Genomic DNA, 12490 nt, shown 5'->3' with positions numbered 1-12490 from the left:
CCCCGAGCTTGACGTGAGGCGCCCCGCGTGGCCTTCACCTCGCCCTTCATGCAGCTAGCCGACTTCGATTTCCACCTGCCGCAGGACCGGATCGCGCTTCGCCCCGCGAGCCCGCGGGATTCGGCCCGCCTGCTGCTGGTCGAGCCGGCCTCGCCGCTGCGCGATCTCCACGTCCATGACCTGCCCGGCCTGCTGCGCGCCGGCGACGTGCTCGTCGTCAACGACACCCGCGTGATCCCGGCGCGGCTGAAGGGCCATCGCGTGCGCGGCGAGAGCCGGATCGCGGTCGAGGCCACGCTGCACCAGCAGAGGTCCGGCCACGTCTGGACCGCCTTCATGCGGCCGGGAAAGAAGCTCGCCGTCGGCGACCGCATCGTCTTCGGCGAGGCGTCCCGTGGGGAGGGCGACCGTGCCTGCCTCCTGGCCGCGCTCGACGCCACAGTGCGCGGGAAAGGCGAGGGCGGCGAGGTGACGCTGGCCTTCGACCTGGCGGGCCCCGACCTGATGGCCGCGATCGCCGAGCGCGGGATGATGCCGCTGCCGCCCTACATCGCTGCGCGGCGGGAGGAGGATGCCCGCGACCGCGCCGACTACCAGACCGTCTACGCCGACGAGGAGGGTTCGGTCGCCGCGCCGACCGCCGGCCTGCACTTCACGCCTGAGCTGCTGGCGCGCCTTGAGGACATGGGCGTGCGCGTCGAGCGGGTGACGCTGCACGTCGGGGCCGGGACCTTCCTGCCGGTGAAGACCGAGAACCTGGCCGAGCACCGGATGCACGCCGAATGGGGCGAAGTGGACGCCGCGACCGCCGGGCGGCTGAACGCGGCCCGCGCGGCGGGCGGGCGCATCGTCTGCGTCGGGACCACGTCGCTGCGTCTGCTGGAGAGCGCGACCGGCGAGGACGGCGTCGTACAGCCGTTCCGCGACGAGACGGCGATCTTCATTACGCCCGGTTACCGCTTCCGCGCCGCCGACGGCCTGATGACCAACTTCCACCTGCCGAAGTCGACGCTGTTCATGCTGGTGTCGGCCTTCGCGGGCCTGGAGACGATGCGGGCCGCCTACGCCCACGCCGTCGAGACCGGTTATCGGTTCTACTCCTATGGCGACGCCAGCCTGCTCTGGAGGGCCGCCTGATGGCCGCGTTCCCGTTCACGATCGGCGCGACAGACGGCAAGGCGCGCACCGGCGTGCTCGCGACGCCGCGCGGCGGCATCCGCACGCCGGCCTTCATGCCCGTCGGCACGGCGGGCACGGTGAAGGCGCTGACGGTCGAGCAGGTCGCCGCCACCGGCGCCGACATCATTCTCGGCAACACCTACCACCTGATGCTGCGGCCCACGGCCGAGCGGGTGCGCCGGCTGGGCGGGCTGCACAGGTTCATGCGCTGGGAGCGGCCGATCCTGACCGACTCCGGCGGCTTCCAGGTCATGTCGCTGTCGAAGATCTCCAAGGTCACGGAGGAGGCGGTGACGTTCCAGAGCCACCTCGACGGCAGCCGCCACAGGCTCTCGCCCGAGCGGTCGATGGAGATCCAGGCCGACCTCCTGGGTTCGGACATCGTCATGCAACTGGACGAGCTGGTGGCTCTGCCCGCCACGCCGGAGCGCGCGGCCGAGGCGATGCGCCGCTCGGCCCGCTGGGGCGCGCGATCCCGGGCCGCGTTCGGCATGCGCGACGCCCAGGCGCTGTTCGGCATCCAGCAGGGGGGCACCGACGAGGCGTTGCGCCGCGAAAGCGCGGAACGGATGCTGGAGACCGGCTTCGACGGCTACGCCATCGGCGGCCTGGCGGTGGGCGAGGGGCACCAGGCGATGGTCGAGGTGCTGGACTTCGCGCCGTCCATGCTGCCCGCCGATCGCCCCCGCTACCTCATGGGGGTCGGCAAGCCCATCGACATCGTCGAGGCGGTGGCCCGCGGCGTCGACATGTTCGACTGCGTGCTGCCCACGCGCTCGGGCCGCCACGGCCAGGCCTGGACCTGGGACGGGCCGATCAACCTGAAGAACGCGCGGTTCGCAGAGGACGAGGCGCCGCTGGATCCGGCAAGCGACGTCCCCGCCAGCCGCGACTACTCGAAGGCCTATCTGCACCACCTGGTGAAGGCGAACGAGATCCTGGGACAGGTGCTGCTGTCCTGGCACAACCTGGCCTTCTTCCAGGCCCTGATGGCCGAGATGCGCGGCGCTATTTCTGACGGTCGGATGGAGGCGTTCCGTCGGTCGTTTGCTGCGCGTCAGAGGTCCGGGTCGGATACTTCGGAATAGGGATCCGCCGCTTGTCCGCGGCGGGCTCGGATCCCGCGCGCTCGTGGCTGGGCGTCGCGGGCGGGTTGCAGCCCTTGGCCTCGCCCAGGCCCTTCAGGTACGCGCGGCGCACGCTGCCGGCGACGTAGGCCGACTGCACCAGCCGATCGTGCGCCTCGGCGCCCGAGACCTTGCGCACCACGCCGCGGAAGGGGATCAGCGCGCTGGAGGCGACGTCGGCGGCGATCCCGAGCGCCCTGCCGCGGCTCACCAGGTTCTCGTCGCCGACCGGCGACAGGTCGATGTCCGGCCCCAGGACGTCGTCCAGCGGCTTCACCAGGGCGGTGAGGTAGTTGCACCCATAGTTGCGCGGCGGCCGCGCATAGGGATCGGTCAGTGCCGCCAGCAGAACCTCCGGGATATCGGTCTTCTGGACGCCCAGGTCGCGCAGCGGCGTCGTGGCCGCGCCTTCGACGCCGCTGCGCTTCACCTCGTCGGACGTCTTCATCCGGTCCTGCGGGACGTATTCGGGCGGCGGCGGTTCGACGGGCTTCCTCGGCTTCGCCTTGGCCTTCGCCGGCGCCTTCGCGGCCGTCGTCTTCTTGGTTTGTGCGTCGGCGGCGGGGGCCGCGGCCAGGGCGCCGCCCAGCGCCGCGACGACGATCAGGCTGAGGACGGTCGTGCGCATGGCCCCAGCATGGCGCCGCGCCGTGGCCCTGTTAAGGCGGCAAGCGCGCGGCGGCGAAATTTGGTAGGCCGGGTGAGGTTCGAACTCACGACCATTCGATTAAAAGTCGAATGCTCTACCACTGAGCTACCGGCCCATCGACGCGAGGGTCCGTAGGGGGACGCCCGGGCGAAGCGGCGCGGAACCTAGTGGGGTCCGCGCGAAAGTGAAAGCGCCCAATACGAAAAAGGGCCGGCGGGAACGTCCCGGCCGGCCCTTCGTGTCGTTTCGGAGGGTGTGTCAGTCCTCAGGCGGGCCTGGGGCCCTAGTTATGCTGCGTCTCGGCCACCGCGCCGTTCTTGGCGAGGTAGGCTTCGAGCGCCTGACGAGCGACCGACTTGCAGCCGCTTTGCTCGGACGCGGCGACGATCTGATCCAGGGTGACGAGGGTCTCGGCAGGCTGGCAGATGCCGCCCCGGCGCGCCCCGAAGGTGCGGCCTTCCGGCGGCGGCTGGACCAGCGAGCGGATGGCTTCGAAGCGCGCGGCGTCGGCGGCGGCGAGCTTCGCGCCCGGGATCGTGGCGCCTGCGGCCGCGCCGCGGACCGTGACCAGTTCGCCCGACGCCCGCATCAGCGTGAGGGACTTGCCGGCGCCCAGCGCCACCTTGGCGCCGGCGTCGAATGCCTGGCCGCGCTTGATGGCCGGGTCGCTGGACGTCACGACGATATAGTCGCTGGCCACTGCAACGCCGCCGAAGGCGAGCGAGAAGGCTGCTGCAATCATGAGTTTACGCATGGTATTCACCCCCGTACGACGGTCTGGATCGATGGTGCGCAGTCCATCCGAGTACCACATTGAGGCCCTGAACGGTACATGAACCGGTCGCTTGCGTGACTTTGTACGTGGCGTTTAGTCGCGCAGACGCAAGAATCCGAACTTCGCAAGCCACAGGATTCCCCTTTCGACAAAGGGACGACGCTCGGGCGGAGTCTCAGCAAGTATCGCGCCAACCGTGCGCGAGCCGTCGGCCAGCACGGCGATCAGCGTGACGGCTTCTTCCACGCTGGGCAGACGCGCCGCCGGATTGCGCACATGCGGCCGCATGAGGCGCTCGGCGGCCTCGTCGTCGGTGAGCGGCCGGACGAGCGACACCTCGGTCCGGTGGGAGAGCGCCGCGCTCGGATAGGCGGCGAACATGCGGAAGGGGTCGGGACGGAACGGGTTCTCCGTGGGTGGCTGCTCCGGGGCCGCGGCGCGGCGGCGCGCGAGTTCGGCCCACAGCGCCTGGTACTGGCCGATCACGATGCGCCAGTCGAACACCGCACGCGCGCGTCGGCGGCCCGCGTCGCCCATCCGCGCCCGCAACCCCGGGTCGGCGAACAGCGCCGTGAGCGCCTCGGCGGCCTCGCCGACGTCGGGGGCCGTGAAGAGGGCCGCCGAGCCGGCGTAGTTGTCGTAGTTCGTCAACCGCTGGGCGTAGGCGTAGACGAGGTCCGGCCCCAGCCCCGGGCGCGGAGCCAGCGTGCGCACCCGGAAGCCGTCCACCCCATGGCGCACGGTGTCCTTGTAGCCGTCCCAGTCGCTGACCACGCAGGGCAGGCCGGCCGCCATGGCCTCCAGCGGTGTCAGGCCGAAGGTCTCCTGGATATTGTCGCTGAGCGACAGGAAGACGTCGGCCGCCGAGACGATCTCGTCGCGGGTCGTCGCCGAGGTGTCGCCCACGGGCTTCAGGATCACGCCCTCGTCGGCGAGCGCCGCGGCCGCGGCCAGAAACGCCTCCTCGTCCGCGTCCCGGCGCGCGCCGCCGAAGAGGATGAAGTAGACGGGCCGTCCCAGCCGGCGCGCCGCCTCGGCGAGCGCCACACCCATCGGGCCGGGATGCATCTTGGTGGTCAGGCTGAAACGCCCGAGATGCAGGGCGGCGGGCGCGTCGTCGGGTATGTCGAGCGCGGCGCGCCATCGCCGCCGCGCGCCGGCGTCCAACCGGAAGTCGTCCGCATGGACCCCCAGGGGGATGGTCACCAGTTGCGCCGGCGGCATCCGCGTCGCGCCGAAGCGCTCCTGGTAGTAGCCGGCGACGCCCTCCAGCAGCGACTCCACCGCCTTGCGTCCGGGCTCCGAGGTGCAGACGAGGGCGTCCCAGGGCTCGAGCGGGGCGGCCAGCAGGCCCGCGATCTCGTCCATGATGTAGGTTTCGGCGATCGTGTGGGTGACGCCGGTGATCGAGTAGGCGTGAGCGCCCAGGGCGCGCCGCGCCCAGGCCTCGGACTTCATCTCGGGGCTCGGGATGTAGACCGCGCCGGGCTCGGCCAGCCGCTCGCGCTCGGCCTTGGGGATCCAGGTCACCGGCTTGTCGACGGGGCCCAGCCGCGCCAGCAGGGCGTCCAGCTCGTCGCGCGACTGGTCGTGGAGGTTCCAGAAATGGAACCGGTCGACGCGGGCGTGCGCCAGGAACCCGCGCAGGAAGCCTTCGCCGGCCGAGTTGCGGCCCATCGGCCGCGGAATCGAGGCGTCGTAGGGCTCGGTGTTGAGCTGGATCGCGGCGTTGGCCATGCGGGCCTTCGGAGGCGGCCGGATCGGCCGCCGCCGCTAGTTCGAGGAGGCCGTGCGGGTGGAGCCCGTCGCCGCGGGCAGCGGCTTGGAGCCGTCGCCCACGATGGTGAAGGGAGCCCAGAAGTAGGGATGCGAGAACTGCTCGTTCTGCTGTAGCGCCCGCTGCGAGACGGTCAGCGACTCGGCCTTGCTGGGTGCGCCCGCCGAGAACATGCCGGTCATCAGCCGCACCGTCGCCACCGAGTCCACCGACCAGTGCGAGACGATCAGGCTGCGTCCGCCGGCGTAGATGACCGCGCGCGTCAGGCCGCCCAGCGCCTCGCCGCCGCCCTGAAGGCCGGTGGTCGAGGAGTCGCCGCCGGCGCCGCCGGTGTCGCAGGCCGACAGCACGACCAAGTCGGCGTCGAGCTTCAGGTCCAGGATCTCGCTGGTGTCGAGCAGGCCGTCCGAGCCGTCGACGCCCACGGAGGTCATCAGCGCCGGCTCGGGCAGGCAGGCCGACGGCTGCGGCAGCAGGCCGTGGGTCGCGAAGTAGAGGACCTTGTAGTCGGCGAGGTCGCTCCGGGCTTTCACGGCGTTGTCGGTGAAGGGCGCGCCGATGATGATGTCGCTGGGCGAGGCGCCGCCGACGCTGGCGGCCACCGCGCGGACCTCGTCGGCGGTGTCGGGGAGCGGCGGCATCTGGAGCAGCGCCAGGCGCGTGCTCTCGCAGACGTTCGTGGCGTTGTCGCGGCTCGACGTGCTGCGCAGGCTGACCGAGCGGCGCACGACCGACGAATAGGCGTTCGGGTCGCTCTTCATCGGCGTCGTCGGGTCGGCGAAGGCCAGGAAGCTCTGCTTGGCCCGCGACGGCGCGAACGCCCGCGATTGCAGGAAGCTCGCCGCCGAAAGGACCAGCGCCGAGTCGGTCTTGGCGCCCAGCCAGGCGACCTTGCGGTAGTCGACGTCCTTGCCGGGGCCGGCCGCGGCCACCAGGGCGGCCGGATCGGCGGTGACCATGGTGGCTACCGGCAGCGAGATCAGCGCGCCGTCCGGCTCGTAGATCAGATGCCTGGCGGCGGCGACCTCGGCCGCGACGGGACCGAACAGTTGCTTGTAGAGGCCGTACGAGCGGGCCACGTCGAAGGGCGGCAGGCTCTCGTCGTCCTCGAACACCGAGCGCAGGCGGCGCACGTCGGCGGCGATCACGCCGCGGCTGGCGGCGATCCCGTAGGCCCTGGCGTCGGTCTTCGACACGAACATGCCGTAGCTCTTCGTGTTGAGCGTCAGCACCTTCACGTAGACCTCGTCGGGGCCGAGGGCCTTCTGGAGGTCGGCGAGGGTCGCGGTCGACGAGACGAGCTGGGAATAGCGCGGGTTGGCGGACAGGAGCTGGGCCTCCAGGCCGTCGGCCTGGGTCTGCAGCGCCTTCAGGCGGGTCTCGATGTCGGTCCGCTCGGCGCCGGCATAGGCGTTGGCGGCCTGCAACTGGGCGGCCTGCGCCTCGGCGGCGCGCAGTTCGCGGCGGGTGTCCTCGAGCGCCCGGACGAGGCCGGTGGTCGCACTGTCGCCCGAGGCGACGCGGGCCGCCAGCTTCGAGACCGTCTGGGCCGTGGCGTTCGAGATCACGCTGGCCGCGGCGGAGAAGAAGCGGGCCTTGTAGTCCGCCGCCCGGGCGGGATCGCCGGCGATGCGCTTGATCAGCAGGTCGAAGTAGGGGGCCGCGTCATCGGCCGACGCGCCGAGCGCGCCCCGCTGGGCCTGGAACAGCTCGAAGGCGTGGGCATAGGTGTCGAGCGCAGCGTCCTCCTGGCCTGCGGCGACCTGCGCGCGGCCGAGATCGAGCAGCAGGCCGCCCTCGGCGGCCGTGCCCGCGTGACGCAGGCGGATGGTGCGCACCGCGGTCTGGTACTTGGCGATGGCCGCAGCGGCCTGGCCCTGGTCCAGGTCGATCTCGGCCAGGTCGGCCTCGATGCGAGCGCGCAGCCACACGTTCAGGGCCCCGTTGGCCTCGGCGTTGGTCAGCAGCCGTTGCGCGCGAACCAGCGCCTCGCGACCGGCCGCGGCGTCGCCCTGGGCGGCGAGCGAGGAGCCCGCCACTTCGAGGGCCTGGGCGTCCTGCACGATCAGGCGGTCGGAGAGTGACACCTTGGAGCCGCCCAGCACGTCACGGCCGGCAGGGCGGCTGTTGAGCGCGGTCGAGAGGTCGCCGCCGATGGCGACGGCGCCGTCGGCCGTCCTGGTCACCTGCGGCCCGGTCATGCCGAGTCCCTGCGAGGCGCGGACCTGCTCGCTGGCGCGCAAGGCGGCCTGCGCCGCCTGCGCGGCCTCGGCGAAGCGGCCGGCGTTGCGCAGATGCAGCGCGCGATAGACGCGGGCCTGCGACGACAGGAAGGGATCGTTGGCGGCGGCCACCTGTACGTCGGCGTCGCGGAACAGGCGGTCGGCCTCGGCGAAGCGGCCGTTGTTGGACACGTTGAGCGCCAGGTTCAGCAGCGCCTCGCCCATCTCGGCCGGCGGCGCGCGGCGCGCCTCGGCGTCGGCGACGAGCGCCTGGAAGTCGGTCTCGGCCTGTTCGAACCGCCACTCGTTGTTCTGGACGTAAGCGCGGGCGCGCAGGCGGGCCGGGTCCGCCGCGGCGGCGGCCTGCGAGCGGGCGAGCCCGCCGGTGGCGCCGCCGAAGTCGGCGGCGATCTCGGCGCTGGCGGCCGAGGTCTGTACGTCGTTGGCGGCCGGCGCCTTCATCGCGCCGGAGACCACCTTGAGCCCGGTCTCAAGGACATCGGCGATCTGCGCGGGCCCTTCGGCCGTGAACGTCCCGCCGCCGCGCCTGGTGGTGTAGGCGAGGTACGGCGCGCTGCCCCGGGCGCTGCGGCAGGCGCGGCGGTTGGCGGCGCCGAGGCCGGCGATGCTCTCCGTCTTCTGCTCGGAGCACTGGGCGCGGCCCGTGAGCGCCGTCTCCCAGGGGCCGACGTCGCCCTTCTCGAAGGTGTAGAGCCGCCCCAGGCTGCCCTCCCAGCCGCGGCAGCGGATGTTCCAGCCGCGGCGGCCCGGACCCTGGACGACCGGGTCGTCGTAGTCGCGCACGGCGGTGCAGACGGCCCCGGAGGCGGCGCTCTGGCCCAGCGGGATCAGGTCGGCGCGGGTCTGGGCTCCGGCCGGCGACGCCAGGACGAGCGCGCCCGAAAGCGCGAGGAGGAGACGCTTCACGATCATTTCTGCTGCCTGCGCTGGCGCCAGATCTCTTCGCTGCCGGTGCCGGTGGTGACCGGATCGGTGACGATTTCGTCGGTCGCCGGGGGCGCCACGCCCAGGACGACATTGGGAGCGATCAGGCTTTCGGACGAGACCTGCGCCTCTCCGGCCTCTTCGGAGCTCTTCGAGTCGTTGGAGTTCGAGGAGTCGTTGCCCAGGATCGAGCCGGTGCTGCCGAGCTGGTCACGGGCTGCGAGCACGCCGGCGCTGAGCTGCGAGGTCACGACGTTGTCGCTGCCCGAACCGCCGCCGGTCCCGCCGCCGCCGCCGGACACGAAGGCCGGCGAGCAGTTCTGGGTGCCCACGTCGCAACTGTTGAAGCGGTAGTTGGCGTCGGCGGGCTTGCTGACCGGCGCGCCGTTGGCGTCGACGATCGTGAAGCTCACCGCGGTCCCCGCGCTGGTTCCGCCCACGACCTGGCCGTTCGCGCCCGAGAACGCGCCCCAGAGCTCCACGATCTTCGGCGGGTCGATGACGAGGGCCGGGTTCGACTGTCCGGTCAAGAAAACGCCCACCGCCTGCCCGAGCTGGATCGCCGAGGTGTTCTGGCTGACCACCTTCTGGTCGGACGAGACCTCGAGCTTGCCGGCCGAGATGAAGACCTTGTTGGTCTCGTCGCCGGTCGGACCCTTGCCGGCGAGGCCGTCGATGGCGCCGACCGCCGTGCCCTGGACGAGGGTGATGAACCGCTGCGAGCCCAGGAGGATGTCGTTGCGGGACGCCAGCCGCACCTCGGTGAAGGCGCGCACGTCGGTGTACTGGCCGCCGTTGAAGGTCGCCGCGCCGAGCGCGCCGGAGACGAGGATCGAGTTCGGGCGCCAGGAGAGGTCGGTCGCGTCGCCGATCCGGAGGATCCCGCCGCTGGCGCTCGGCGCGACGATGCCCGTGACCTGGGCGTTGTTGTTGGAGCCCACGAGGAACGCGACGTTCGGCGTGTTCGCCGGATTGATCGACAGTGTCTGCAGGAAGAGATCGCCGCGCGTGCCGCCCGTCGGGGAGCCGGCGAACAGGCGCAGGTTGCCCGCCACGCGGAGCTGGCCGAACTCGGTGTTGTCGAGGATCAGCGCGCCCGAGCCTCCGGCCGCGCCGCCGACCCGCAGCGCCCCGGTCTTGGACTCGATCTGGGCGTTGGCCGCGGTAGCCGGACCGGTGAGGTCCAGGTCCCCGGCGGCGATGCGCAGCGTTCCGGCGGCGGTCAGCGCCGCGACCCGGGCCGTGCCCGCCACGTCGATGGTCAGGTCCCGGCCGGCGCTGAGCGCTGTGGCGGACGTGAAGTTTCCGAGCGACGTGATGGAAAGATCGCGCGTAACCGGCCCGATCGCGGAGCCGAGGCTGAGCGTCGTGCCCTGGATGATCAGGTCGCGGCCCGTGCGGTAGCTGGTGGTCGTGACCGAGCCGTTGGCGCTGGTGGCCCGCAGCGTCAGGTCCTCGCTGGCGCTGACCGCGCCGGCCGTGACCGTGCCGCCGACCAGGGACACCGAGCCGGAGTCGGCCCGCACGTCGGTCACGCGCAGCGCGCCCGCCGCGGTGATCGTGATGTTCCGCGTCGCCGTGAGCGAGTTGGCGAGGGTGAAGTCGCCGGTGGTCGAGCCGACCGTCAGGTCGCGGCCGGCCGAGACGTTGTCGAGGCGGACGGTCGGCGCCTTGAGCGTCGCGTCGCGCGAGGCGATCACCGAGACCGCGCCAGGCGTCTCGCGCAGCACGTCGACGATGGCGTCGCGGCCGGCCCGCACATCGACCCGCGTCGCGCCGGTGACGCCGCCCGTGCCCAGGCCCAGCCTGGCGTCGAGGTCGATCGATTCGACCCGGACGACGCGGCCGTTGCCCGCCGCGTCGGGGCTGCCGACGAACTCGATCTGCACTGCGTCCGGCGCGCCGCCGGTGAGGGTCGCGTCGCCGAGCGAGGCGGTCCCGTGATTGGCGATGACGTAGATGTCGTCGCCGGCGGTCGCCTTGCCGACGATCGCATCACCGCTGGTGGCGACGACGTAGAGGTCGCCGGTGGAGGTGACCGTGCCCAGCTTCAGGCTCTGCGCCATCCCGAACACGCGCGGCGCGGTGACCGTGTTGGCCTCGATCGCGCCGCCCCGGAGGTTCACGCTGCCGCCGGCGGTGATGGTGTCGACCTTGGCGTCGGCGAGATCGAGCGAGACGTTCTGCGGCGCCGACAGGTTGATCACGCCGGCGACGGATGAGACGCCGTCGCCGATGGTGATGTCGCGGCCCGAGGTGACGGTGAGCCTGGTCGGCGCCGAGATGGCGTCGATCTTCACGTCCTGCCGCCCGCTGATCACGCCTTCGCGCATGACGCCGACGCCCGCGAGCAGCACGTCGCCCTGGGTGGAGGTCGCGGTCAGGTTGCCGCTGGCGATGAGGCTGTTGGCCTTGATCTGCGGACCGGTGACCGTGACGTCGCGTGCGGCCACGATGCGGCCGAGCTCGATCGACGCGGTGGCCTGGATCCGGGCGTCTCGGCCGACGTTGATCGCCGCGATCGCAGTCGGGTCGAACAGCGCCGAGACCAGCGCGCGGTCGAGGACGACGGACTCGACGATGTTCGGGAACATCCCGTTCCCGTTGCCATTCCCGTTTCCGTTGCCGTTCCCGTTCCCGTTCCCGTTTCCGTTGCCGTTTCCATTGCCGCCGCCGTTGTCGCAGTAGTGGTCGTCGCACTCGGGCGGGGTGTTGTCGTCCGCGATGGTCGGCGGGTCCCGGGTCTCCTCGAGGGGGCGGACCCACGGGCGGCCGAAGATGCGGCCCACGTTGCGGATCTGCAGGTCGCGGGAGGCCACGGCCTTGTTCAGGTAGATGTCGGTGGTCGCCGCGCCGTCCAGCGAGGGGCCGGCCGTGCGGTTGGCGATGCCTGCGCCGCCCGACAGCACGATGTCGCCGCCGTCGGCCTTCGCCGCCTGGGCCGTGACCATGCCTTCGAGGTTGATGACCGCGCTGCCGATCGCCGACTTCGAGACCGCCGCCAGGAAGACGGTGTCGCCGCGCGTGTCGCCGCCCAGGTCGATCGCCACCTGGCTTTCGGCGCCGTCGCTGGCGTTGGGGACGATGAAGTCGACCAGATCGAAGTCGCCGCCCGCGCCGGGCGCGAGGCGGATCTGGAAGTTCTTGGCCGAGCCGTAGAGGACGCTGCCGCTGGTGGCGCTGACCAGGGCGTTGGCCCGGGTCTGGATGGTCGGCCCCATCATGGCGACCATGCCGCCGTGCGCCGTCACCGTGGCGTTGGACAGCACCATGATCCGCGAGTTCGGCAGCGCGTCGCTGCCGTTGAACGAGAAGAGGGTGTTGGCGGGGTTCAGGAAGTCGGCGGTGTTGGGGGTGCCGATGGCGACGAACAGGCTGCCCGCGTCGACCTGCGAGCCCTTGCCGAAGATGATGCTGTTCTGCGACGAGAACCAGACGTTGCCGCCGTAGGCCGAGCCGACCTTGCCTTCGACCACGCCTTCGATCTTCGACGGCGTGAGGCCGGTGACCTTGTTCAAGACGATCCAGCTCTTGTCGTTGAACTGGAAGCTGACGGTCTCTTCGGGGCCGACGTTGAAGGTCGTCCACGACAGGACGGTGCGCGGCGCGTTCAGCCGGACATCCGTCCGGTCGGTCGAGGTCGTGATCGTCGGATTGCCGCCGCCGGCGTTGACCTCGGGGATGCCGCCCACGGGAAGCGCGAACGAGGTGGCGGGCGTGAACGCATGGAAGCCGGCCAGCGCCCCGCACAGCGCCGTCCGCGCGTACAAGAGCCGGCGGCGGGCCTCGGGCGTCATGATGAACGTCGGCATGCTT

General features: G+C 71.6%; 7 protein-coding genes and 1 tRNA gene. 2 read left to right on the top strand and 6 right to left on the bottom strand.

Annotated features, from left to right (window positions below; genetic code table 11):
* Positions 1-48 precede the first annotated feature (48 nt).
* The gene (gene queA, locus JNL41_RS04005) at positions 49-1137 is read left to right on the top strand and encodes a tRNA preQ1(34) S-adenosylmethionine ribosyltransferase-isomerase QueA (protein WP_293473018.1); all 1089 of its coding nucleotides are present in this window, start codon (positions 49-51) and stop codon (positions 1135-1137) included.
* Positions 1137-2267: a tRNA guanosine(34) transglycosylase Tgt gene (gene tgt, locus JNL41_RS04000; RefSeq protein WP_293472982.1), complete on the top strand. Its 1131-nt coding sequence runs from the start codon at positions 1137-1139 to the stop codon at positions 2265-2267. Before queA ends, tgt begins: the two co-directional genes overlap by 1 nt.
* Here tgt and JNL41_RS03995 read toward each other — a convergent pair.
* The 6 genes from JNL41_RS03995 to JNL41_RS03970 form a co-directional block, all read right to left on the bottom strand.
* A complete protein-coding gene (locus JNL41_RS03995; RefSeq protein WP_293472981.1) occupies positions 2188-2934 on the bottom strand; it encodes a hypothetical protein in 747 nt (248 codons plus the stop codon). The genes tgt and JNL41_RS03995 overlap by 80 nt on opposite strands.
* A gap of 61 nt (positions 2935-2995) precedes the next feature.
* Positions 2996-3070 (bottom strand) — tRNA-Lys (locus JNL41_RS03990).
* Between the two features lie 168 nt (positions 3071-3238).
* A complete protein-coding gene (locus JNL41_RS03985; RefSeq protein ID WP_293472980.1) occupies positions 3239-3709 on the bottom strand; it encodes a hypothetical protein in 471 nt (156 codons plus the stop codon).
* A gap of 114 nt (positions 3710-3823) precedes the next feature.
* Positions 3824-5467 (bottom strand): glycosyltransferase family 4 protein, encoded by a 1644-nt coding sequence (locus tag JNL41_RS03980; protein ID WP_293472979.1) that lies wholly within the window; start codon positions 5465-5467, stop codon positions 3824-3826.
* A 36-nt stretch (positions 5468-5503) separates the two neighbouring features.
* Positions 5504-8656, bottom strand: a complete 3153-nt coding sequence (locus tag JNL41_RS03975) for a CHAT domain-containing tetratricopeptide repeat protein (RefSeq protein WP_293472978.1) — start codon at positions 8654-8656, stop codon at positions 5504-5506.
* A 2-nt stretch (positions 8657-8658) separates the two neighbouring features.
* A complete protein-coding gene (locus JNL41_RS03970) occupies positions 8659-12486 on the bottom strand; it encodes a filamentous hemagglutinin N-terminal domain-containing protein (RefSeq protein ID WP_293472977.1) in 3828 nt (1275 codons plus the stop codon).
* Between the last annotated feature and the right edge of the window lie 4 nt (positions 12487-12490).

Origin of the sequence: Phenylobacterium sp., from assembly GCF_016793285.1 — a bacterium.
GTDB lineage: Bacteria > Pseudomonadota > Alphaproteobacteria > Caulobacterales > Caulobacteraceae > Phenylobacterium.
The sequence above is the reverse complement of the archived record's forward strand: the minus strand, read 5'-3'. Positions and strand labels throughout refer to the sequence as shown.